The organism is Actinomadura sp. J1-007 (assembly GCF_009793335.1).
GTDB classification, from domain to species: domain Bacteria; phylum Actinomycetota; class Actinomycetes; order Streptosporangiales; family Streptosporangiaceae; genus Spirillospora; species Spirillospora yumaensis.
On record NZ_WING01000001.1, the window covers coordinates 3,851,724 to 3,875,417 of the forward strand.

The following is a 23,694-nucleotide window of genomic DNA, read 5'->3' on the forward strand; positions in this document are numbered from 1 at the left end:
GCTGCTGACCAGGGCCGCCGCGGGCCAGGGGCCGTCGCTGATCGCTGATCAGTGACCGGCCCCTGGCCCCTAGCCCTGGGCGGCTGGCCAGGGGCCGCCGTTGCCCGGCGACGGTCGGTCGGTCCCTGAGATCGCAGGCGGGCCGCCGCAGGCCAGGGGAGCCGCAGGTCAGGGGCCGCCGTTGGCCCGGGGGCCGGCCTGGCCCCCGGGTGGGCGGCCGCAGGATCCGAGGCTGCTGCTGATCGGGTGCTCGGCTCCGGAGACGGACCTCGAGCGGCCGCCGCTGGCCAGGGCCGCTGCGGGCCAGGGGGCGTCGCTGGGCTCTGGGCGTGCGAGGATGGGCGCCGAGCTGTTACCAGTGGTCATAATGTGCGTACGTAGTGCTACGATCCGGGCGGGAACAGTCAGAACGTGCGGACCTGGCGGATGATCTTCCGGCGCAGTTGGATTCGGCGGCTACCGTCTGGGTAGAGGCGCAGCCTGTCGAGTTCCCAGCCGCCGTGCTCGGCGTGCTCGGTCAGGAGCCGCCGGGCGGCGTCACGGGTCGTGCCGCGCGGCAGTCGTAGGACGAGGTAGGTGTACTCCACCATCGGGACCCATTATGGCCTGGCCTTCAAGGGCCGGCGGACCGTACGGTGGCGGCCTTGTGTCCCGGCTCCCGTGGTGACGTGTCATCCTGTCGGAGGCTCGTCGTGGCGGGAGACCACGGCCCCGTCCGGCGGCTGCGGACGAGGATCGCAACGCGACGTAGGGAACTCGCGGGCATGAACGACGCGCCGTGCGACGTTGTAGGAAAGCTCGTGTAAGAAGACCAGACAGCGAGGTTGGAGCGACTGTGCCAGCCAAGAACGGCACTGCGAAGAGTGGCCAGGACGGGGGCTCCGGGACCCGGCTGGTGATCGTGGAGTCGCCTGCCAAGGCGAAGACGATCGCCGGGTACCTGGGCCGTGGCTACGTCGTGGAGTCCAGTATCGGCCACATCCGGGACCTGCCCGGGAGCGCCTCGGAGGTGCCGGCCAAGTACAAGGGCGAGCCGTGGGCCAAGCTCGGCGTCAACGTCGAGCGCGACTTCGAGCCGCTCTATGTCGTCAACACCGACAAGAGAGCGCAGGTCGCCAAGCTCAAGAAGCTGCTCGCCGAGGCCGACGAGCTCTTCCTCGCGACGGACGAGGACCGGGAGGGCGAGGCGATCGCCTGGCACCTCTGGGAGGTCCTCAACCCGAAGGTGCCCGTCCGCCGGATGGTCTTCAACGAGATCACCAAGGACGCGATCCAGCGGGCCGCCGCCAACCCGCGCGAGCTCAACAAGGCGCTCGTCGAGGCGCAGGAGACGCGGCGCATCCTGGACCGGCTGTACGGCTACGAGGTCAGCCCGGTGCTGTGGAAGAAGGTCATGCCGAAGCTGTCGGCGGGCCGCGTGCAGTCCGTGGCGACCCGGCTGGTCGTGGAGCGGGAGCGGGAGCGCATCGCGTTCGTCCCGGCGCACTACTGGGACATCGCGGCCCAGTTCGACACCGGCAAGGACGAGGAGCCGACGGCGTTCAAGGCCGGGCTGGTCTCGGTGGACGGCCGGCGGGTCGCGCAGGGCCGCGACTTCGCGTCCGACGGCACGCTGAAGACGCGCGAGGTCCTGCACCTGGACGAGGACGCGGCGCGCGGGCTGGCCGGACGGCTCCAGGAGCGGCCGTACGAGGTCAGGTCGGTCGAGCGCAAGCCGTACACGCGCAAGCCCTACCCGCCGTTCCGGACGACGACGTTGCAGCAGGAGGCCAGCCGCAAGCTGAGCTTCTCCGCCAAGTACACGATGTCGGTCGCGCAGAAGCTGTACGAGAACGGCTTCATCACCTACATGCGCACCGACTCGATCACGCTGTCGGAGACGGCGATCACGGCGGCGCGGCGGCAGGCGTCAACGCTGTTCGGGGCGCAGTACGTGCCCGACAAGCCGCGCGTCTACGCCTCGAAGGTCAAGAACGCGCAGGAGGCGCACGAGGCGATCCGCCCGGCGGGCGACAGCTTCCGCACGCCCGGCGAGACGGGGCTGCGGGGCGACCAGTTCCGGCTGTACGAGCTGATCTGGAAGCGGACGATCGCCAGCCAGATGAAGAACGCCGAGGGCCAGTCGGTGTCGATCCGCGTGACGGGCACGTCCACTCAGAACGAGGTGGCGGAGTTCGGCGCGACCGGCAAGACGATCACGTTCCACGGGTTCCTCAAGGCGTACGTCGAGAGCGCCGACGACCCGTCCACCGACCGCGACGACCAGGAGCGGCGGCTGCCCAACCTGGCCGAGGGCGACGCGCTCAGCGCGCTGTCGGTCGAGGCGGAGGGGCACTCGACCCGGCCGCCGGCCCGCTACACCGAGGCGAGCCTGGTCAAGGAGCTGGAGGAGCGGGAGATCGGGCGGCCGTCCACGTACGCCTCGATCATCGGAACGATCCTCGACCGCGGGTACGTGTTCAAGAAGGGCACGGCGCTGGTCCCGTCGTTCCTGGCGTTCGCCGTGGTCAACCTGCTGGAGCAGCACTTCGGCAACCTGGTCGACTACGACTTCACCGCGCACATGGAGGACGGCCTCGACGAGATCGCCCGGGGCGACGCGGCGCGCGTGCCGTGGCTCGACCGGTTCTACTTCGGCACCCAGGGCGCCAACGGCGAGGGCGGCGAGGAGGGCCTGAAGGAGCTCGTCGGCGACATCGGCGACATCGACGCCAAGGGCATCAGCTCGTTCCCGATCAAGGGCACCGACATCATGGTGCGGGTCGGCCGGTACGGGCCCTACCTCGACCGCGACGGCGACCGGGTCAACATCCCCGAGGACATCGCGCCCGACGAGCTGACGGCGGAGAAGGCCGAGGAGCTGTTCGCGCAGCCGAGCGGCGACCGCGAGCTCGGCACCGACCCGGAGACCGGGCACACGGTGGTGGCCAAGTCCGGCCGCTTCGGCCCGTACGTCACCGAGATCCTGCCCGAGCCGGCGGCGCCGGCCGAGGGCGAGAAGAAGAAGCGGACGAAGAAGGCCGACGCGGCCAAGCCGCGCACGGGCTCGCTGTTCAAGTCGATGTCGCTCGACACGATCACGCTGGACGACGCGCTGAAGCTGCTGTCGCTGCCGCGCACGCTCGGCGAGCTGGACGGCGAGCCGGTCACCGCGCAGAACGGGCGGTTCGGGCCCTACATCAAGCGGGGCACCGACAGCCGTTCGCTCGGCTCGGAGGAGGAGCTGTTCACCGTCACCCTGGAGCAGGCCAAGGAGCTGTTCGCGCAGCCGAAGCAGCGCGGGCGGCGGGCCGCGGCGGCGGCGCCGCTGCGCGAGCTCGGGGCCGATCCGGCGAGCGGCAAGCCGGTGGTGGTGAAGGAGGGCCGGTTCGGGCCCTACGTCACCGACGGCGAGACGAACGCCAGCCTGCGCAAGGGCGACGAGGTCGAGTCGGTGACGATCCAGCGCGCCGCCGAGCTGCTCGCGGAGCGGCGTGAGAAGGTGGCCGCGGGCGGCGGGAAGAAGAAGACGCCAACTCGCCGCCGCACCTCGTCAAAGTCCGGCTCATAGGGACATCTACGCCGATACCCTGACCGACATGACCAGAACGGGCGCCTCCCGGCCGCACCCCGCCGCGCCGCCGGAGGTAACGCCGATGAGGCCCTTCCGGCGGCTGTGGTCCGCGCTCTCGCTGTCCAGCCTCGGCACGTGGCTGAGCGTGCCCGCGCTCAGCGCGACGGCCGCGCTGCTGGCCCGCGACGAGGACCTCGCCGGCCGGGCGCAGGCGGTCGGCGGCACGCTGGTGCTGATGGTGCTCCCGCTGGTGCTGTTCGCGCCGCTCGCGGGCCCGGCCACGGCGCGGCTCGACCGGCGGCTGGCGCTGGCGGTCGCCGACGTGCTGCGGTTCGCGGTGGTGCTGTCGGTGCCGCTGGTGGACGCGCTGCCGTGGACGCTCGCCGCCGCGTTCCTGGTCTCCTGCCTGACGCTGCTGTGGATCCCGGTCGCGGGCGCGGCCGTCCCGGCGCTCGTCCCCGAGGGGCTGCGCGGCGCCGCGCGCCGTTCGGCGGCGCGGGCGGTGTACGGGGCGGCGCCGGTCGCGGCCGTGCTGTTCGCGGTGCTCGCGCTGATCGCGGAGGGCGCGTTCGACACCGCCGGACGCGCCGACCTCGCGCTGTACGCCACGGCGGTGGTCTTCCTCGGCGGGGGCGCGGTGGTCGCGTCGCTCGGCGAGCTGTCCGGCCCGACGCCCGAAGGCTTCTCGATCCCGGCGCCGCTCGCCGCCGCGTTCCGGGCGCCCCGTTCGGCGGACGGGACGCCGGCCGCGCGCGGCCTCGGCCTCGCGGTCGCCGCGGCGACGCTGGCCGGCGCGGCGGTCGCCGCGGTCGCCGAGGTGCACGCCCGGGAACTGGGCGGAGGCGACGCCGGTTACGGCAGCGTCCTGGCGGCCCTCGCGATCGGGGTCGCGTCGGGGCTGTTCCTCGGGCCGCGCGTGCTGCGCCCGTTCAGCCGCCGCCGCCTGCTCGGCCTCGCGGTCGTCGCCGCGGCGCTCGCCCTGCTCGTCGTGGCGCTCGTCCAGAACCTGGTCGTCGTCGTGTTCGTGACGGCGTTCCTCGGCGTCGCGGCCGGGGCCGCCTGGGCGACCGGCACCGCGGCGCTCGCCGGTCCCGACGAGGACGCGGGCGAGGACGGCGCGTCCGGCCCGCTCGCCTACCCGCGTTCCGTCGCGCTCGTCACGACGCTCGCCGCGTTCATCGTCGCGCCGCTGCTCGCCGGGGCCTTCGGCTCGCACCGGTTCTCGGTCGGCGGCGGCTCGTACGACCTCGGCGGGGCGGGCCTCGCGCTGCTCGTCGCCGCGGTGCTCGTGCTGCTGTCCGGCCTGGTCGCGTACCGGCGGCTGGACGACCGGCGCGGTGTCCCGCTGCTCCCCGACCTCGCCGCCGCCGTCCGCGGGGAGGTCTACACGCCGCCCGCGCCGGCCGAGGCGGCGACCGCGGCCGTCCCCGTACGGCACGAGCGGGGCGTGTTCGTCGCGTTCGAGGGCGGCGAGGGCGCGGGCAAGACCACGCAGGCCCGGCTCGCCTCGATCTGGCTGCGCGACCACGGCTACGACGTGGTGTCCACGCACGAGCCCGGCGCGACCAAGACCGGGATGCGGCTGCGGGCGCTGCTGCTCGACCGCGAGACGACCGGGCTGTCCGACCGGGCCGAGACGCTGCTGTACGCGGCCGACCGCGCCGACCACGTCGCCAACGTGATCCGTCCCGCGATGGAGCGCGGCGCGATCGTCGTCAGCGACCGCTACATCGACTCCTCGCTCGCCTACCAGGGCTTCGGACGGCGGCAGGAGGTCGAGGACATCGCCCGCGTCAACGCCTGGGCGACCGGCGGCCTCATCCCCGACCTGACCGTCCTGCTCGAACTGCCGCCCGAGGCGGGCCTCGGCCGCCTCACCTCCCCGGCCGACCGGATCGAGGCCGAGCCGAACGAGTTCCACGAGCGCGTCATCGCCGGGTTCCGCGCCCTCGCCGAGGCGTATCCCGACCGCTACCTGGTGCTGGACGCGAGCCGTCCGCAGGCCGAGCTGAGCCGCGCGATCCAGGACCGCATCCGCGAGCTGCTCCCCGATCCCGTCCCAGCGGCCACCGAGGACATCACCAGCACGTTCCCCGCCATCACCGACTGAGCCCTACCCTGGTGGGCATGAGCGGCGGGGGTACGGCGTGAGCGTGTGGAACGACCTGGTCGGCCAGGACTCCGTCGTCGCCGAGCTGAGCGCGGCGGCGGACGGGGCCGCGGGAACGGACCGGGTGGCGCACGCCTGGCTGTTCACCGGGCCGCCCGGCGCGGGCCGTTCGGCGGCGGCGCGGGCGTTCGCGGCGGCGCTCCAGTGCACCGAGGCGCCCCGGGGCTGCGGGCACTGCGCGTCCTGCCACCAGGTCCTCCAGGGCACGCACGCCGACGTGGAGGTCGTCCGCCCGGCGGGCCTGTCGTACGGGGTCGGGGCGACGCGGGAGCTGGTGCTGCGCGCGTCGTCCTCGCCGAGCGGCGGGCGCTGGCAGATCGTGCTGTTCGAGGACGCCGACCGCGCCACCGAGGCGGCCGCCAACGCGCTGCTGAAGGCGATCGAGGAGCCGCCGCCCCGGACGGTGTGGCTGCTGTGCACGCCCTCGCCCGACGACCTGCTGGTGACGATCCGGTCGCGCTGCCGCCTGGTGACGTTGCGCACGCCGCCGGTCGCCGCGGTCGCCGACCTGCTCGTCCAGCGCGACGGGATCGACCGCGACACCGCCGAGGTCGTCGCGCGCGCCGCGCAGGGGCACATCAGCCGCGCCCGGCGCCTCGCGGCCGACCCCGAGGCGCGGAGCCGGCGCGCCGAGGTGCTGGCCCTCCCGCGGCGGCTGACGTCGGTCGGCCCGGCGGTCGCCGCGGCGGAGGCCCTGGTCAAGGCCGCCGAGGCGGAGGCGAAGGCCGGCGCCGAGGAGCTGAACGAGTCGGAGACGAGCGCGCTGCGGCAGGCGCTCGGCGAGAGCGCCAAGGGCCGGATGCCGCGCGGCACGGCCGGGGCGCTGAAGGACCTGGAGGACCGGCAGAAGTCCCGCGCGACGCGGGTCAAGCGCGACTCGCTCGACCGCGCGCTGCTCGACCTCGCCTCGTACTACCGGGACGTGCTGACGCTCCAGCTCGGCGCGGGCACCGAGCTGGTCAACACCGAGCTGGCGGCGGAGCTGCGCACCGCCGCGTCGCAGGGGTCCCCGGAACGGACCCTGCGCCGCCTCGACGCGATCATGGCCTGCCGGGAGAGCCTGGAGGCGAACGTCAACCCCCTCCTCGCCGTCGAGGCCCTGACCCTGGCCCTCCGCACCGGCTGACCCCGCGCGCGGGCGAACGGATTCCGGTGCGCCGGTTACGGGCGGCGGTGCTCCGGCGCGCGGGCGGTCCGGTTCGTCCGACTTACAAGAGTTGTCCCTTTTCGTTACATATCCGTACGCGTCTCTCAACCGGCACACGCCTAACGTCGCCTGGCTAAGCCCAGCAGAACGGGCAACCCCCCAGCCAGGAGGTCTGCTTTGCGGCGCGCCTTGCTCTCCGCCGCCTGCGCCGTCGTCACCACGACGGCGCTCGCGTTGCCAGCGTCAGCGGCCCCGAACCCCGTCCACAAGCAGGGACCGGAGTCGGAGTACGTCGTCCTCTACAAGGAAGGGGCCTCCCTCGGGAAGGCGCACGCGGCCGTGAAGGCGGCCGGCGGACGGATCGTCCACGAGAACACCGACGTCGGCGTGGCGACCGTTCGCACCGAGAACGCGAAGTTCACGCAGGCCGCGATGGGGCAGCGGGTCATCGACGGCGTGGCGCACAACCGCGTGATCGGCAACGCGCCGAAGGCCGCCAAGGGCGCCGGGAAGGCCGTCGAACGGGTGAAGGGCGCCGGAGGCAGGAAGGCCGCGCCGCCCGGCAAGCCGGAGAAGGGCGCCGACCCCCTCGCCGACCTCCAGTGGGACATGAAGCAGATGCACGCCACCGTGAAGGGCTCGTACAAGCACGAGCGCGGTGACAAGCGGGTGCTGGTCGGCGTGCTCGACACCGGCGTGGACGGGAACCACCCCGACATCAAGCCGAACTTCAACCGCGGGCTCAGCCGCAACTTCACCACCGACGTGCCGAAGGACGCCGACGGCAACGAGGTCGACGGGCCCTGCGAGTTCACGTCGTGCGTCGACCCGAACGACTGGGACGACAACGACCACGGCACGCACGTCGCGTCCGAGATCGCCTCGCCGCTGAACGGGCTCGGCACGGCGGGCGTCGCGCCGAACGTGTCGCTGGTCAACCTGCGCGTCGGCCAGGACTCCGGGCAGTTCTACCTGGGCCCGACCGTGGACGGCCTGACGTACGCCGGCAAGCACGGCATCGACGTCGTCAACATGTCGTACTACATCGACCCCTGGCTGTGGAACTGCGGGAACAACCCGGCCGACTCCGCCAACGACCGCCTGGAGCAGCGGACGATCATCAAGGCGACGCAGCGCGCGCTGGACTTCGCGCACGAGCGCGGCGTCACGCTGATCTCCGCGGCCGGGAACGACCTGGTCGACTACACCAAGACCAACATCGACGAGACCAGCCCCGACTTCCCGTCGGTTCCGGGCGAGAAGCCGTACAGGCGGACCGTCCCGGCGAGCTGCGTGTCGATGCCGTCGGAGGGCCGCAACGTCATCCCGGTCTCCGCGACGGGCATCAGCAAGCGCAAGTCGTACTACTCCAGCTTCGGCAACGGGTACGTCGCGGTGGCCGCGCCCGGCGGCGACAAGGCCGACAACGCCTCGGGCAAGCCCGACGACAAGCTCGGCATCTGGGCCGCGTACCCCGCCCGGCTCGCCAAGGAGCGCGGCGAGCTGAACGCCGACGGCACGCCCAAGGTGCCGAACGTGATCCGCCAGTGCACCGGCAAGACCTGCGGCTACTACCAGTCGATCCAGGGCACCTCGATGGCGTCCCCGCACGCCGTGGGCGTCGCCGCCCTGATCGTCAGCAGGTACGGCACGAAGGACCGGCGCCGCGGCGGCCTCACGATGGACCCGGGCAAGGTCGAGCGCGTCCTCACCGGGACCGCGACCCCGCGGGCCTGCCCGTCCCCGCGGACCGTCGAATACGTCTGGTACAAGCTGACGGACGGCAAGTGGGTGAAGAACACCTCCAAGCAGACCTGTGAAGGGTCGTCCGACCACAACGGCTTCTACGGAGCCGGAATCGTGGACGCCCTGCACGCCGTCCAACACTGACCCGTTCTCCCCGCGCGGTCCCCGGCACCTCCGCCGGGGACCGCGCTGCTATGCGGTGTCGTCCGGGGAAGAGGCGGAGCCGGGGGGCGGAGGTGCCTCTCGGGGCGTCGAGGGGGACGGAGTATGTTGGTTGACCTGGACTTCCCCGTGATCCCGTCTTCCCTGGTGGTAAGCGTTCCGATGAGCCCGAAGAGGTCGTACAGAGTCACGTTCGTGTGCACGGGCAACATCTGCCGTTCGCCGATGGCCGAGTGGGTCTTCCGCCACCGCGTCGAGGAGGAGGGCCTGGACGTCGAGGTGGACAGCTCCGGCACCGGCGGCTGGCACGCCGGCGACGAGGCCGACGCGCGGACCGTCGCGGCGCTGCGGCGGGCCGGGTACCGGTCGGCGCACATCGCGCGTCGGTTCGAGCCGGAATGGTTCGCCGAGTACGACCTGATCATCGCGCTGGACGAGGGGCACCTGCGGGCGCTGCGGGCGATGGCGCCGGACGCCGGGGCCCGCGAGAAGGTGCGGCTGCTCCGCGAGTTCGACCCCGAGGCGGGGAGCGACCTGGACGTCCCCGACCCGTACTACGGCGGGCGCGCCGACTTCGACCACGCGCTGGAACTGGTCGAGGCCGCGATGCCGGGGCTGCTGGACGAGGTCCGCGCGGCGCTCAAGGACCGCTGAGCCGTGCGGGAGCGCGTCGCCGCGCTGCTCGGGACGCCGGTCGAACGGATCGCCGGCCTCGGATCGAGCCACGCGTGGACCCTGCACCGCGCGACCCTGTCCGACGGACGCGAGGTGTTCATCAAGGCCCTCACCGACCGCCCGCTTGACGCGGGCGCCGCGGGTGGCGCGGGTGGCGCGGAAGGCGCGGGTGGTGCGAGTGGTGCGGAAGGCGCGGGCGGCTCGGGTGGTGCGGGCGTTGCGGGTGGCTCGGGTGGTGCGGCTCGTTCAGGCGGCTTGGGTGCTGCTGCGGATCGTTCGGGTGGTGCGGATCGTTCAGGTGGGGCGGGGGTGTTCGCGGCTGAGGCGGCGGGGTTGCGTTGGTTGGGGGAGGCGGGGGACGGGACGCCCGTTCCCGAGGTGCTGGCGAGCGACGATCGCGTGCTCGTCCTGCCATGGCTGGAGCAGGGGGCGGCGGGGCCTGAGGCGGCTGAACGGTTCGGGCGCGAGCTCGACGCGATGCACGCCGCGTCGCCGGGCGCGTTCGGGGCGCCGTGGGACGGGTTCATCGCCGACCTTCCGCTCGACAACACCCTGGACGGCGGCGACTGGTCCGCCTGGTACGCCGAACGGCGGCTCGAACCGTTCCTGAGGCGCGCGTCCCGTTCGCTGTCGCGGGACGACGTGGCGCTCGTCGAACGCGTCATGGGGCGGATCGGCGGGCTGGCGGGGCCGGCGGAGCCGTCCGCCCGGATCCACGGCGACCTGTGGTCCGGCAACGTCCTGTGGACGGACGGGCGCGCGATGCTGATCGACCCGGCGGCGCACGGCGGGCACCGGGAGACGGACCTCGCGATGCTGGCGCTGTTCGGCACGCCGATGCTGAACCGGATCCTAGCCGCGTACGCCGGGGCGGCCCGGGAGCGGGGCGCGCCGCTCGCGGACGGGTGGCGCGAGCGCGTCCCGTTGCACCAGCTCCATCCGCTGCTGGTGCACGTCGCGCTGTTCGGCGGCTCGTACCGTTCGGCGCTGGTCGAGGCGGCGTCCGCGGCGCTCGGCGCCGGGGGCTGAGCCCCGCTTTCGCTTCGACTTGGTAACTCCGCAATCATGGCTGTTTGTCTTCTGGAAGATGAGATAGAAACGACGGGTCGATGACGGCTCGGCGCCACGGAAGGGCGGGTGCGGGGACATCCCGATGGACGGCAGGCACAAGGAACGGGCCCCACGAGGGCGCCTCGGGGCGGCGTGGAAGGGCCTAGTCCCGGTCGGCGTCGCCACCGCGGCGGCGCTGGTGATCGGCGGCGGCATGGACGTCGTGCACCGGCACCGGATCGCGGAGGAGACCGAGCACGCCGCCAAGCCCGCCGCGAAGAAGCAGCGGACCGAGCCGCGCTTCGTCGTCGGCGTCCGCACGCCGGGCACCGCCGTCGTCGTCCGCGACGTCCGTACGGGCGAGGACGTCAGACTCCCCGTCGCCGCGTCGAACGGCCGCCGGTTCCAGCGGATCGCGTCGGCGGGCGAACGCTCCTACATCGTCGCCTCGTCCGCCGCACGGAAGGTCACGTTCCAACGGCTGAAGCTGGAGAAGGACGGCCGTCCCAAGGAACTGTCCGAACTCCCCAAGGCGACCGTCGCGGGCGCCTCCACCGCCTGGTCCGACCTCGCCGTGACCCCCGACGGGAAGACCCTCGCGTACGTGACGTACCGCGGCGCGCGGGCGCGCGTGGACGTCGTGTCGCTGTCGGGTGGCGCCCGCAAGACGTGGACGACCCGTGCCGCCGGGCGCGTGGGCAGCCTGTCGTGGGCGGGCGGGCGCCTCTCGTTCGTCTGGACCCCGTACCGCAGGGTGAACGGCCGCGCCACGGCCCTCGGCCACCAGGTGCGCGTCATCGACACCGCCGCCGTTCCGTCCGGCGACCTCAAGGCCAGCAAGCCCGTCCTCAAGCTGCCGAGGGGCAGCGGCGTCGCCGTCATCAGCAAGGACGGCCGGACCGTCGTCACGGGCGTTCCCCAGCGGACGCAGATCGCGTTCCAGGCGTACTCCACCGAGACCGGCCGCCCCACCAAGGTGCTGTGGCGCCAGAACGCCGCGGGAAGCCTCGCCCGCCTCGTTCCCGACCGAACGGGCGGCCACCTGCTCGCCTCCGTCAGCGACGGCCACCTCTACGCCCAGGGCACCCGCGCCCTCCCCGGCAAAGACCTAGCCGACGCCGCCTGGTAACCCCCCACCGCCCGCCCACGCCCCCGACGTTCGCGGGCCCAGAACGCAAGCCCTGCGGGGACGAGCGCTGCGGGGGGGGCGCAGGCGCTGCGCGGAGTGTGGACGCTGCGCGGATGGGGCGCTGCGGGGAGTGCGGACCGTGCGGGAGTGCGGGCGCTGTGGGGAAACTGGGCGCTGCGGGGTGGCGGTCGGGGACGTAGGGTTGGGCTGACGAAACCGGGCGAACGGAGCGAAACCGTGGGCATGGTGATGGCAGTCAGCTTCACCCGGTACGGCCGGCTCTACTACCTCGACCCCGGGGAGCACAGCCCGAAGGTGGGCGACCGGGTGCTCGTTCCGACCGACTCGGGTCCCGAGGTGGCCGAATGCGTCTGGGCGCCGCAGTGGGTGTCGGAGGACATCGACGGCCTGCCGGTCTGCGAGGGCCCCGCGACCGAGGAGCACCTCGGCCGCGACGAGGCCAACCGGCGGCGGCGCGCCGAGGGCAAGAGCATCGCCAAGCGGCTGATCCGCAAGCACGAACTGCCGATGAAGGTGATCGGCGTCGACTACCTCGACCGCGAGAACGTCTTCAAGATCTACTTTTCCGCCCCGCACCGGGTGGACTTCCGCGCGCTGGTCCGTGACCTCGCCCGCGGCATCAAGGCCCGCGTCGAACTGCGCCAGGTCGGCCCGCGCGACGAGGCCCGCCTTCAGGGCGGCATCGGGCCGTGCGGACGCGATCTGTGCTGCGCCACGTTCCTCAAGGACTTCGAGCCCGTCTCCGTCCGCATGGCGAAGGAACAGGACCTGCCCGTCAACCCGTTGCGCATCGCCGGCGCGTGCGGCCGCCTGATGTGCTGCCTGAAGTACGAGCACCCGCTCTACATGGAGTTCAAGGAACGCGCGCCGCGCCTCGGGTCCACTGTCAGCACGCCCGAGGGGGAGGGGCAAGTCATCGGCTACAACGTCCCCGGCGACCGCGTCACGGTCAAGGTCGGCTCGCGCCGCTGCTCCTGCCCGTCCGCATCCGTCTGCTCGCCCCGCAAGCAGCACGACCAGATGTACGGCGAGGAGCCCTCCTGAACGGCGCGCTCCGCACGTTCACTCTGTTGCGCAGTGGTTAGAGCGCGGTCCGAGTGTCCTGAGCGTCTGCGGCTGGGCAAGGCGGGGGTGTACTGGGCGTCTGTGGCTGGTGGGGGCGCGGGGTCGAAGGGGCTTGGGGTGGCGGCGTGAGCTGGGGTGCTGTAGGGATGACCCATGTCGTTGATCCCTTCACATGACCCGGTGGTCGTCCGCGCCGCCGACGCCGAGACGATCGGGGCGCTGCCCGTCATGGGGACGCTGCTGGCCGACAGCAGCGCCACCGGGGGAGCGCTGAGCGCCCAGCGGATCACGCTCGCGGACGGCGCGGACGGCGCGACGCCGCATCACCACGAGACCGCGAGCGAACTGTTCTTCGTACTCGACGGAACGCTCCAGGTCCTGTCCGGCGAGGAAGTGATCACCGCCGGGAAGGGCGACCTGCTGGTCGTTCCGCCGCTGACCGCGCACGCGTTCGGCGCCGCTCCCGGCCACGACGCCGACCTGCTCATCGTGATCACGCCCGGCGTCGAGCGCTTCGACTACTTCCGCCTGCTCGGACGGCTCGCGGCGGGCGAGGACGTGTTCGCCGAACTGCTCGAATCGCAGGAACGCTTCGACAACCACTTCCTCGACAGCCCCCTCTGGACTCAGACCCGAGCCCGCTGAACCCGCCCTTCGGCGGGCCCCACTGCACGCCGGCCACTGCCGAGCACCGAGCACCGAGCGGCGAGCACCGAGCAGCGGACGCCGGGCACCGCTAGGCACCGCCAGGCGTGGGCTGCCGCCGGGCACCGCCGGGCGTCTTGCCGCTGGGCGTCGGCTGCGCGGCGTGCGCCGCCGGACATTGCCGGGCATCGGCTGGCGTCGTGTGCCGAAGCGGACCGTCCACAGCCGCAGTCGTGTGCGGTGGTGCGCTGTCCAGAGGCGTGCGCCGTCCGCAGTCCTCCGCCCGTCGCTCGTTGTCGTTCGATCCTGTTCAGCGGACGGTCGTTCGGTGGGTGGGGTCAGGCGGCGACGGGGTGTTCGGCGGGGGCCTTCGGGGAGGGGGACGGGACGACGCCGCGCGGGCCCGGGAGGGCATAGCGGAAGATCTTCTTCCACGTGCTGCCGACCTGCTTGGCGAGCGAACCCGTGTGGTACGGCAGGTCGTACTTCTCGCACAGCGCGCGCACGCGCGGGGCGATCTCGGCGTAGCGGTTGCTCGGCAGGTCGGGGAACAGGTGGTGCTCGATCTGGTGGCTGAGGTTGCCGGTCATCAGGTGCAGGAACGGGCCGCCGCTGATGTTGGCCGAGCCGAGGAGTTGGCGGACGTACCACTCGCCCTTGGTCTCGTCCTCCAGGCGGCCCTCCTCGAACACCTCGATGTCGCCGGGGAAGTGCCCGCAGAAGATGACCATGTGCGCCCACACGTTGCGGGTGACGTTCGCGGTGAAGTTGGCGCCGAGCGTCGCCAGGAACTGCGGGCCCGACAGCAGCGGGAACGCCAGGTAGTCCTTGCCCCACTGGCGGCGGATCTTGCGGCCGATGGCGCGCAGCTTCGCCGCGGTCTCCTCCGGGTCGTTCGTGCCCTCCAGGATCTTGTTGAGCTCCAGGTCGTGCAGCGCGACGCCGTACTCGAAGAACATCGCGAGCAGCGTGTTGTAGACCGGCTGCGGGATGTTGGCCCAGTGCCACTCCTGCTCGGGCGTGACGCGCAGGATGCCGTAGCCGACGTCGTTGTCCTTGCCGAGGATGTTGGTGAAGGTGTGGTGGACGAAGTTGTGGGAGTGCTTCCACTGCTCGGCGGGCGAGACGTTGTCCCACTCCCAGGTCGTCGAGTGGATCTTGGAGTCGCGCATCCAGTCCCACTGGCCGTGCATGACGTTGTGCCCGATCTCCATGTTCTCCAGGATCTTGGCGAACGCCAGCGTCGCGGTCCCGGCGATCCAGGCGGGCGGCAGCGAGGAGGCCAGCAGCATCGCGCGGCCGGCGATCTCCAGGCCGCGCTGGAGGCGGATGATCCGGTGGATGTACGCGGCGTCCCGTTCGCCGAGGTCGCCGGCCACCTCGTCCCGGATGGCGTCCAGCTCGCGGGCGATGGCCTCGTAGTCGGCGCGGGTGAGATGCGCGGTGGTGGCGGTCATGACCTCTCGTTCCTTACAGCTCGATGTCCACGGGGCCGGCGGCGGCCGAGACGCAGGTCTGGATCACGTGGCCCTCCTCGCCGTGCACCTCGCCGGTGCGCAGGTCGCGGACTCGGCCGGAGCGGAGGCGGCCGACGCAGCTGTAGCAGATGCCCATCCGGCAGCCGCTCGGCAGCAGCGCGCCCGCGCCCTCCCCGGCGTCCAGGAGCGGCGTGCTCCCGTCCGCGTCGACCTCGATGTCACTGGCACTGAACCGGACTCTGCCGCCTCCGCCCTCGCCCTCCGCGCCCGCTGCGGGGAGGGCGAGCCGGAAACGTTCCATTCGCAGCCGGTCGCCGGCCTCGGCCGTACGCCAGTGCGCCTCGATCTCGTCCAGCAGGTCGGACGGCCCGCAGGCCCAGGTGTCGCGCTCGGCCCAGTCGGGGCAGACGTCGGCCAGTTCGGCGAGCTTGAACCGCCCGTCGGTGCCGGTGTGCCGCTCGTACAGCCGCAGCTCGGGCACGCGTTCGGCGAGCGCCCGAAGCTCCGCACCGAAGATCACATCCTCGGGCGTACGAGCGGAGTGAACGAGCACAACATCCGGCATACGCCCCGCACCCGGCAGACGGTCTACGCCCGGCGTGCGGTCCGCGGCTCGCGGGCGGATCGGGGTCGGCGTGCGGTCTGCGGCGCGTTCGGTGAGGGCGCGGAGGATGGCCATGACGGGCGTTATGCCGCTTCCCGCGGTCAGGAACAACAGCCGTTCGGGCAGATCCGGCGGGAGGACGAAATCGCCCTCGGCCGCGCCGAGGTGCACGATCGTCCCAGGACGGACCGCGTGAACGAGATGCCTGGAGACAAAGCCGTCCGGACCCGCCTTGACGGTCACGGTGATGCGGCCGTCGGGACGCGGCGGCGAGGAGAGCGAGAACGTGCGCCAGTGCCGGACGCCGTCGATGTCGATGCCGATCTTGACCCACTGTCCGGGCCGGTGCCCGCGCCACGCCTGGCCGGGACGGATCACGAGGGTGGCCGCGCCGGGCGCCTCATGCCGTACGGCCTCGATCCGACCGCGCGGGTCCGCCGCGGACCAAAGCGGGTTGATCATGCCGAGGTAGTCCTCGGGCAGCAGGGGCGTGGTCAGCCACCGCGCGGCAGCGACGAGCCGCCGCGCCGCACCGACCGCCCCCGCCCCCCGCCAGAGCGACCACCGGAGCCGTCACCGGAACGGCTGCCAGCCGGCCCGCGGCCATCGTCAGAGCCGTTGCCGGAATGGCTACCTGCCGAACTTCGGCCGTCACCGGAGCCGTCGCCGGAGCCCCTGCCGGAGTGGCCGCCAGAGCCGCTGCTGGCACCGCCAGCGGAGCCGCCGCCGACCGGCCCCGGGCCATTACCGGAGCCACTGCCAGCAGGAACTTCGCTCCCGCCAGCGCCGCCGGAGGGCCCGCCAGAACCGCTGCGGACCTGGCCCCGGCCGTTGCCGGAGTCGCTGCGGACCGGACCCCGGCCGCTGCCGGAACCGCTGCCGGAACCGCCGCCGGAGCGGCTGCCAGCCGAACCCCGGCCGGCGTCGGAGTGGCCGCCGGGGCCGCTGTCGGTGTTGCTTCCTGCCGAACCCTGGGCTCCGCCGGGACGGTTGCCAAAGTTGCCGCCAGCCGGACCCTGGCCCTCGCCGGAGCGGCTGCTGGGCGCGGTTGCGCCGGTCCGCCGTCGGGTCGCGTGCGATGCGGTCAAGTCGGGCCTCCCCGGGGCGCTCGAACCTACGCTTGGGTAACCTACGCTCGCGTAGGTAGAGGGACGTAGGCAAGCCCCGCCGGACAAAAGCGACGGGCATCACACCATCGCATGATGTCCCATGGAATGGTGTAATGCCCGCTGACAAAGACCCGCCCCGCCGTGTGCGGCCCGGCTAACAAAACGCGCACCGGGCAACGAACCGGCGGATCAGAACGGCGACGTCGGCCGCTCCTGCCGTACGCCGTCCACGAAGACGTCCAGCTTCTCGGAGTAGAAGCAGACCAGACCGGCGACCTTCCGGCCCTCATCAAGCGGCGTACGGTACGACCAGGCGAGATCCTTGTGCACCTCGCCGTTCGCGCGGATCGACCAGTACTCCGCCGTCCCCTTGTAGGGGCAGCCGGTCACCGTATCGCTCGGCTCCAGCAGGTCCATTCGGACGTGCGGCTTCGGCAGGTAGTAGCGCACCGGCAGTCCCGTCTCGAACAGCAGCTTCGGGCTGCTCGACTCCGCTACCGTGACGCCGTCCACCTCGATCCGTACGGTGCGCGAGCTGGCCAGCACGTCCACCCGGGTGTACGGGTTGCGCGGATGGACGAAGACCTCCTCGTCCTCCTCGAACCAGGAGTCCATCGCGTCCCAGTCGAGACGTACCAGGTCGCGCAGTTCCTCGACGGGGGAGTCCTTGTAGCGCACCGCCGCCCCGGGCGCCCGCGCGCCGTCCACCTGGACCGTGTAGGCGGTCGCGTCGCCGCGGCTCGGCGAGTGGTCGCCGGGGCCGTCCTCGACGAGCTCGGCCCGGACATCGGATACCGGGAGGTAGTAGGCCGGGTAGTAGGGGATCTCCCACACGAGCGAGGGAGACGTGGTGTCGGCCACCAGCCGCCCACCGAGGTACGCCCGCACCCGCTTGGCGCTCTGCTCGATCCGAACGCGCGTTCGCTGAGAAGCACTGTCCTTTGTTGAGCCCATGTCCGGGCCAACAGCCCCCGCCGCACCCCTATTTCACCTCCCAGCGAAGCCGCCCAACGAAATCTCCGACCGTCCTTAGGGAAACCCGATACGCCCGCAAAAACCCCTCCGATAAGCGCAATCCCCGAGTTTCTCTCGTCCGCACTCCCACCAGAAGACCAGCCCCGTACGCCCCCGACCCACGCCCAGCCTCAAACACGCCCCGGCTTCGAACACGTCCCGGCAGCCTCGGACACGCCCCGGCCCGGCCCGCGCGTCGCACGTGCCTTCGGGCCCAAGGCGCGAGCCCCGCACGCGTCCGGAACCGAGGCGCGGGTCGTGTACGGGTGCGGGTCCGAGGGGCGGAGCGGGTCCGGGTCCGGGGCGCGGTTGCGTACGGGTCCGGGACTGAGCCGCGAGCCTCGCACGCGTCCGGGTCCGAGGCGTGGGTCGCGTACGGGTGCGGGTCCGAGGGGCGGAGCGGGTCCGGGTCCGGGGCGCGGTTGCGTACGGGGCCGGGCCCAAGGCGTGAGCCCCACACGCGTCCCGATCCGAGGGGCGGGTTGCGTACGGGGCCGGGACCGAGGCGCGAGCCCCACACGCGTCCGGCACCGAGGCGCGGGTCGCGTACGCGTCCGGGCCCCAGGCGCGATCCCCGCACGCGTCCGGGACTGAGCCGCGAGACCCGCACGCTCCCGGTCCGAGCCGCCGGTCGCGTATGGGTTCGGGGCCGAGGCGCGGGTCGGCGTACGTGTCCGGGACCGAGGCGCGGGTCTCGTGCACGCTCCCGGTTAACGCACTGGACTCGTCTCTCCCCGCTAGGAGTTCCGCTGCCATGCGCGCTCGTCTCCAGCAGCAGCCGCAGCCGGCCGACGCTCCTCAACGCGCTCGCCGTGCAGTGGGTTGGGGGTCAGGCGTTGGCCGGGGTTGGGGCTCCGGACTCGGTCTTGGTGTCGGGCTCGCGCTTTCGGCGCGGGATGATCAGGACTGGGACCAGGGCGACCAGCAGGACGGCGGCCGTCCACCAGAACGTCTCGGTGAACGCGTCGGTCAGCAGGGCGGGTGTCCGCGGTCCGTGGTTCGCGGCGGCGTCGTTGAGGTTGCCGCTCGCGCCCGGGATCTCGCTTCGGATCGCGATCTGTAGGACGACGGCCGCGGCGGCCGTTCCGAACGAGCTGCCGATCCGGATCAGCACGTTGCTCCCGGCGGTCGCGGCCGGTACGGACGCGGGCGGCAGGCCCTGGTAGGCGGCCGCCATCAGCGCGGGCGCGATCAGGCCGTGGCCGAGGCCGACGACCAGCATCGCGCCCATGAGCAGGGAGCGCCCGCCGGACGCGTCGATCGTGGTGAGGGCCAGCGCCCCTGCGAGCACGATCGCCACGCCGCCGGACCCGATCCAGCGCGCCCCGTAGCGGTCGGTGAGGCGCCCGCCGATCAGCATCGTGACCATCGCGCCGACGCCCATCGGCGCGAGCAGCCAGCCGGACTCCAGCGCCGAGTCGCCCCGGACGATCCGCGCGAACAGCGGGATGAGGATCATCAGCCCGAACACCGCCCCGCCGTACAGGAAGAACCCGCCGGTCGCCGTGGTGAACGCGCGCGTCCGCAGCAGCCGCAGGTCGATCAGCGCGCCCGAGCCCTTGCGCAGCGCGTGCGCGCCGAACGCCAGTACGAGCACGCCGCCCGCGATGACGCTGGTCAGGAACCGGGCGCCGGTGAGGCTCGCGCCGTTCCCGGCCTCCGACAGCCCGTACACCAGGGCGGCGAGGCCCGGGGACAGCAGCATCATGCCGAGCACGTCGAGGCGGCTCGCGCGGTCGCGGTCGGTGTCGCGCGGCAGCATCAGCACGGCCGCGAGCAGCGCCGCCGCGCAGAACGGGACGTTGACGTAGAACAGCCAGCGCCAGCTCAGGTGATCGACGATCACGCCGCCGAGCAGGGGGCCGAGCGCGGGCGCGAGCATCGCGGGCACCGAGACGATGCTCATCACCCGGCCCATCCGGCCGGGCCGGCGGCGCGCGCCAGCATGGTCTGCCCGACCGGCATCAGCATCCCGCCGCCGATGCCCTGCAGCACGCGGAACGCGATCAGCGAGGGCACCGACCAGGCGACGCCGCACAGCAGCGAGCCCCCGATGAACAGCACCAGCGAGGTCAGCCACATCGTGCGGGCGCCGAACCGCTGCACCGACCAGCCGGTCAGCGGGATCGCCATGGACAGCGCCAGGGTGTAGCCGGTCGCGACCCACTGGATCGTCGAGAGCGAGGCGTCGAAGTCCGTGCCGAGGGTCGGGAGCGCCACGTTGACGATCGTGGTGTCGAGGACGGTCATGATCGCGCCGAGGACGACGACCAGCGCCAGCCGCCACAGGTGCCGATCGAATCCTGCCTGGTCAGACGCCTTGTCAGGTGGAGGAGTGGTCATCCGGCCGCCTTCTGGAGTGAGGTTTCCGTACGCCGTATCGGTGCCACCGTACACCGTATCGAGAGATCTGTACACCGTATCGGTTTGGCGTACACCGTATCGGCCTGGACGTACGCTGTATGGGTAAGATCGGAACGTGGCAGAGACAGCGAACGGTGATCATCTCGATCACGAGGAGGACGACGACCCCGAGCAGGTGCGCGACGACGCGGCGGTCCGTGATCGGGTGCGGCGCCGCGTTCAGCGGAGCGACCGTGACCAGGGCCGCGGCGGCGAGCGTGAACGCGCACCGCGGGCGCGCGGCGGCGAGCGCAGCGGCGTGCCCGCGCGCTACGACGTGTGGGACCGGCCACGCGGCGGTCGCCGTCCGAAGCTGTCGCGCGAGGCGATCGTCGCCGCCGCGATCGAGATCGCCGACGCGGAGGGCCTGGAGGCGGTGTCCATCCGCCGCGTCGCGAACGAGTTGGGCGTGCGCGCGATGAGCCTGTACGGGCACATCGACCGCAAGGAGGACCTGCTCGACCTCATGTACGACGAGGTCGCCGCGCACGTGCTGATCGAGGGTGAGCTACCGGACGACTGGCGCGAGGCGTTCATGGTGATCGCGCGCAAGGAGCGCGCGGCGGGGTTGCGGCACCCGTGGATGTTCCAGCTCGCGGGCAGTTCGCCCAGGATCGGTCCGAACGGGCTGCGGCACGCCGACCAGTCCCTGGGCGTGGCGGCCAAACTCACCGACGATCCCCTCAGCCAGACGGAAATCGTCACTAGCATCGACCACTACATGCTCGGATTCACCCTGCGCGAGCAGCGTATCGACGAGATGGGACGCACCGGCCTCCAGGAAGTGCAGGACAGCCTGATGGGCCGTCCGTACTTCAGAAGCTGGCTCGAAGACGGCCACTTCCAGCATCTGAAACCGGTCCTCGATGCGGGCATCTTCGGTCAGGCGAGCTTCGAGAAGGGGCTCAACTGGCTGCTCGACGGCATCGAGCGCGAGTACGGCGGGGCCTGAAACGCCCCGCCGGTGGCCGCGCGAGGCGGCTGGGACATAGCGTAGGCGCAGGTGCACGTGGTGCGACGACGAGACGGGGATCCAGTGCGGGCAGCGCGAGTCATCACGGCGGTCGCCGTGCTTCTGCTGGCGACGGCGTGCGGCGGCGGGGGCGACGACAAGAAGCAGACCGCGTCGACACCGCCCGCGCAGCCGGCTCCGTCCGCCGGCCTGACGTCGTTCTATCAGCAGAAGCCCGAATGGAAGTCCTGCGGTGGCGGCTTCGAGTGCACGACCGCCGAGGCGCCGCTGGACTACGCCAAGCCCTCCGGCACGAAAATCAAGCTCTCGCTGATCCGGCTGCCAGCCGAGAACAAGGCCGAACGCATCGGTTCCTTGCTCACCAACCCGGGCGGGCCCGGCGGCTCGGGCATCCAGTTCGTTCGGCAGGCGGCCCGCACGTTCGGCGACGACCTGCGGCAGCGCTTCGACATCGTCGGCTTCGACCCCCGCGGCGTCGGCGCCAGCGCGCCCGTCCGCTGCATGACGGGCCCGCAACTCGACGCGTTCTTCAGCGCCGACTCCTCCCCGGACGACAAGGCGGAAACCGACGCGTTCGCCGCCCAGAGCAAGGGCTACGCCGACAACTGCAAAGCCAAGAACGCTGAATCGCTGCCCCACCTCGGCACCGCCGACGCCGCACGCGACATGGACGTCCTGCGCGCCGCACTCGGCGACCGCAAGCTCACCTACTACGGCGCGTCCTACGGCACGTACCTCGGCGCGGTCTACGCGGAGCAGTTCCCCAAGAACGTCCGCGCGCTCGTCCTCGACGGAGCCCTCGATCCCCAGGAATCCGCGACCGGAACCCTGGTCGAGCAGGCCAAGGGCTTCGAAACCGCCCTCAAAGCCTTCGTGGCCGACTGCGTCAAAACCAACTGCCCCCTAGGAAAATCGCCTGACCAAGCACTGGCCAAGGTTGCCGACCTGCTCGCCAAGGCCGACAAGACCCCCCTCGCCAACACCCGCGACGACCGCAAGGTCACCGAAGCCTGGGCCACGACGGGCATCGCCACCGCCCTCTACGCCAAGGAGTACTGGCCCGTGCTCCGCCAGGCCCTCGCCCAGGCCCTCCAGGCGAACGACGGCACGCTCCTCCTCCGTCTCGCCGACACCATGGTGGAACGCAAGGACGACGGCTCCTACAGCAACCAGACCGACGCCAACATGGCCGTCAACTGCGTCGACAAGCCCAACCCGCCGTCGCTCGCCGCCTACGCCAAGTTCGCCGACGAGGCCAAGAAGACCTCCCCCGCTTCGGCCCGTTCGTGGTCTGGGGCGGCCTGCCCTGCGTCTACTGGCCCGTCCAGACCCACACCCAGCCGAAGCCCATCACCGCCAAGGGCGCCGCCCCGATCCTCGTCATCGGCACCCTCCGCGACCCCGCCACCCCGTACAAGTGGGCCAAGAGCCTGTCCTCCCAGCTCTCCAGCGGTGTCCTGCTCACCCTCGACGGCGACGGCCACACCGCCTACCTCCAGAGCAACCCCTGCATCAGCCGCGCCACCGACGGCTACCTCCTCACCGGCCAGCCCCCCAAGGACGGCACCGTCTGCCGCTGATGCACGCACTCCCCAACACCCGGTAGACTGCAAGCCGCCGTCCACCAACGGCACGCCGCCTTAGCTCAGTCGGCAGAGCGATTCACTCGTAATGAATAGGTCATCGGTTCGATTCCGATAGGCGGCTCCACGTCAGAGGCCCCTTCCGCTCCCGGAAGGGGCCTTCTGCGTGACTGCCTGAGTAGACCGCCGTTACCGCACGTCCACGTAGTCGTCCCGGTGCACCTTCGCGTAGGTGGCCGAGCCGGGATGGTACGCCCGCCAGGTGCCGTCCTTGGATGCCTTGAAGCCCTTGCGGAAGAGCCCGTTGCGGTCGCCGCGGGTGCTGCCGACGTAGGTCCACTTGGCCGAGCTCTTGGGGCGGAAGTAGAAGTACATCTTCTGCTTGACGAAGTGGTGCCACTTGTCGGTGTAGCGGTAGAGCATTCCCTGGACGGTGACCGTCCCGCCCTTGCGAACGGGTTCGGGGGCCGCGTTGTAGTCGAGGATGCGCGTGAGATGGCGCACGTCCACGTAGTCGGACGGTCCCGCCGTCGTCACGTAGTCGCCGTAGGTGCTGCCTTGAACGGCCACGCGCCAGTACCCGTCGCGGTACGCCTTGCCGGTCACACTGAAGCGGCCCTGCTCATCCGTCAACGTCAGCGCGCTCTTGTTGCCCCAGGTTTTTCTTGTCGGCGGAGAACTGGAGCCGGTACGGGACGTAGGGAGCCGGTGCCTTGCTTCCGTCCGCTCGCGCAACCATGAACTGGCCATGACCGGTGACCGTCCCGGTGTACGCGACGGGTTCTGGCCCGGCGTCGAAACCGTTGACGGTGACCCGGAGAGGTGCGGCCGCGGTGGCGGAGGCGACGGGTGTCAACGCGGTCAAGGCGACCATGGCCGACGCGGACAGAGACTGATATTTGCAAGGCCGCGTATAGAATCGCATCTTCGTGTGGCTCGGCGTGCCCTCAACGCTGTTACTAATGCGGGACGCTCCGACAAGGTGTTAGTACGGTCCATGGCGGGCTCGCACTCTCTTACTTATGAGAGTATCCAGGCTGCCTCATTGGCTGACAGCAGGCGCTTCCGTTTCTCTGACGATGTGTTTCTTGGGCTTTTGTCATGCGGTTGTCTTCTTCGGCGCGCCGGGATGGGAGGCCTGCCGGCAGCCCGGTCCTGATGAGCCGT

17 protein-coding genes, 1 tRNA gene and 2 pseudogenes are annotated in these 23,694 nt (G+C 71.7%); 13 read left to right on the forward strand and 7 right to left on the reverse strand.

Going from position 1 to position 23,694, the window contains the following annotated elements:
* Window positions 1–404: 404 nt before the first annotated feature.
* Window positions 405–590 (reverse strand): DUF5703 family protein, encoded by a 186-nt coding sequence (locus GEV43_RS17500; RefSeq protein ID WP_160821628.1) that lies wholly within the window; start codon window positions 588–590, stop codon window positions 405–407.
* A gap of 245 nt (window positions 591–835) precedes the next feature.
* Here GEV43_RS17500 and topA point away from each other — a divergent pair, with 245 nt between their 5' ends.
* From topA to GEV43_RS17545, 9 genes are all read left to right on the forward strand, one after another.
* A complete protein-coding gene (gene topA / locus GEV43_RS17505; RefSeq protein ID WP_164717199.1) occupies window positions 836–3,550 on the forward strand; it encodes a type I DNA topoisomerase in 2,715 nt (904 codons plus the stop codon).
* 28 nt (window positions 3,551–3,578) lie between these two features.
* Window positions 3,579–5,663: a dTMP kinase gene (gene tmk, locus GEV43_RS17510; RefSeq protein ID WP_160821629.1), complete on the forward strand. Its 2,085-nt coding sequence runs from the start codon at window positions 3,579–3,581 to the stop codon at window positions 5,661–5,663.
* Between the two features lie 37 nt (window positions 5,664–5,700).
* Window positions 5,701–6,849: a DNA polymerase III subunit delta' gene (locus GEV43_RS17515; protein ID WP_160821630.1), complete on the forward strand. Its 1,149-nt coding sequence runs from the start codon at window positions 5,701–5,703 to the stop codon at window positions 6,847–6,849.
* A gap of 198 nt (window positions 6,850–7,047) precedes the next feature.
* A complete protein-coding gene (locus GEV43_RS17520) occupies window positions 7,048–8,760 on the forward strand; it encodes a S8 family serine peptidase (protein WP_160821631.1) in 1,713 nt (570 codons plus the stop codon).
* A 213-nt stretch (window positions 8,761–8,973) separates the two neighbouring features.
* Window positions 8,974–9,432, forward strand: a complete 459-nt coding sequence (locus tag GEV43_RS17525) for a low molecular weight protein-tyrosine-phosphatase (protein ID WP_309239682.1) — start codon at window positions 8,974–8,976, stop codon at window positions 9,430–9,432.
* Window positions 9,433–9,762: 330 nt separating this feature from the next.
* On the forward strand, window positions 9,763–10,482 hold the full coding sequence (locus GEV43_RS17530; RefSeq protein ID WP_309239683.1) for a fructosamine kinase family protein: 720 nt from the start codon (window positions 9,763–9,765) through the stop codon (window positions 10,480–10,482).
* 124 nt (window positions 10,483–10,606) lie between these two features.
* Entirely contained in the window at window positions 10,607–11,632 is a 1,026-nt protein-coding gene (locus GEV43_RS17535) for a hypothetical protein (protein ID WP_160821633.1), read from the forward strand.
* Window positions 11,633–11,875: 243 nt separating this feature from the next.
* Complete coding sequence (locus GEV43_RS17540) at window positions 11,876–12,697, forward strand: regulatory iron-sulfur-containing complex subunit RicT (protein ID WP_160821634.1); 822 nt, start codon at window positions 11,876–11,878, stop codon at window positions 12,695–12,697.
* Window positions 12,698–12,871: 174 nt separating this feature from the next.
* Window positions 12,872–13,363, forward strand: a complete 492-nt coding sequence (locus GEV43_RS17545; RefSeq protein ID WP_160821635.1) for a cupin domain-containing protein — start codon at window positions 12,872–12,874, stop codon at window positions 13,361–13,363.
* Window positions 13,364–13,701: 338 nt separating this feature from the next.
* Here the strand turns inward: GEV43_RS17545 and GEV43_RS17550 are convergent, their stop codons facing one another.
* The 4 genes and pseudogenes from GEV43_RS17550 to GEV43_RS17565 all read right to left on the reverse strand — a co-directional run bounded on the left by GEV43_RS17550 (window position 13,702) and on the right by GEV43_RS17565 (window position 19,911).
* Entirely contained in the window at window positions 13,702–14,820 is a 1,119-nt protein-coding gene (locus tag GEV43_RS17550; protein ID WP_160821636.1) for an acyl-CoA desaturase, read from the reverse strand.
* Between the two features lie 13 nt (window positions 14,821–14,833).
* Complete coding sequence (locus GEV43_RS17555) at window positions 14,834–15,907, reverse strand: ferredoxin reductase (RefSeq protein WP_160821637.1); 1,074 nt, start codon at window positions 15,905–15,907, stop codon at window positions 14,834–14,836.
* Between the two features lie 836 nt (window positions 15,908–16,743).
* The gene (locus GEV43_RS17560) at window positions 16,744–17,415 is read right to left on the reverse strand and encodes a DUF427 domain-containing protein (protein ID WP_375539048.1); all 672 of its coding nucleotides are present in this window, start codon (window positions 17,413–17,415) and stop codon (window positions 16,744–16,746) included.
* Between the two features lie 982 nt (window positions 17,416–18,397).
* Window positions 18,398–19,911, reverse strand: a pseudogene (locus GEV43_RS17565) (MDR family MFS transporter).
* Between the two features lie 196 nt (window positions 19,912–20,107).
* Between GEV43_RS17565 and GEV43_RS17575 the strand changes: the two are divergent.
* The 4 genes and pseudogenes from GEV43_RS17575 to GEV43_RS17585 all read left to right on the forward strand — a co-directional run bounded on the left by GEV43_RS17575 (window position 20,108) and on the right by GEV43_RS17585 (window position 22,654).
* Window positions 20,108–20,923: a TetR/AcrR family transcriptional regulator C-terminal domain-containing protein gene (locus GEV43_RS17575; RefSeq protein WP_160821641.1), complete on the forward strand. Its 816-nt coding sequence runs from the start codon at window positions 20,108–20,110 to the stop codon at window positions 20,921–20,923.
* Between the two features lie 117 nt (window positions 20,924–21,040).
* A pseudogene (locus GEV43_RS50420) lies at window positions 21,041–21,784 on the forward strand (alpha/beta fold hydrolase); the annotation flags it as partial.
* A 446-nt stretch (window positions 21,785–22,230) separates the two neighbouring features.
* Window positions 22,231–22,524 carry an alpha/beta hydrolase gene (locus tag GEV43_RS50425; RefSeq protein WP_309240016.1) on the forward strand — a complete coding sequence of 98 codons (294 nt, stop codon included), beginning with the start codon at window positions 22,231–22,233 and terminating at the stop codon, window positions 22,522–22,524.
* A 54-nt stretch (window positions 22,525–22,578) separates the two neighbouring features.
* Window positions 22,579–22,654 (forward strand) — tRNA-Thr (locus GEV43_RS17585).
* A 62-nt stretch (window positions 22,655–22,716) separates the two neighbouring features.
* Here the strand turns inward: GEV43_RS17585 and GEV43_RS17590 are convergent.
* A complete protein-coding gene (locus GEV43_RS17590; RefSeq protein WP_160821642.1) occupies window positions 22,717–23,160 on the reverse strand; it encodes a hypothetical protein in 444 nt (147 codons plus the stop codon).
* Window positions 23,150–23,401, reverse strand: coding sequence for a hypothetical protein (locus GEV43_RS17595; RefSeq protein WP_160821643.1), 252 nt, complete (start codon window positions 23,399–23,401; stop codon window positions 23,150–23,152). The genes GEV43_RS17590 and GEV43_RS17595 overlap by 11 nt, the downstream gene beginning before the upstream one ends.
* Window positions 23,402–23,694: the final 293 nt, after the last annotated feature.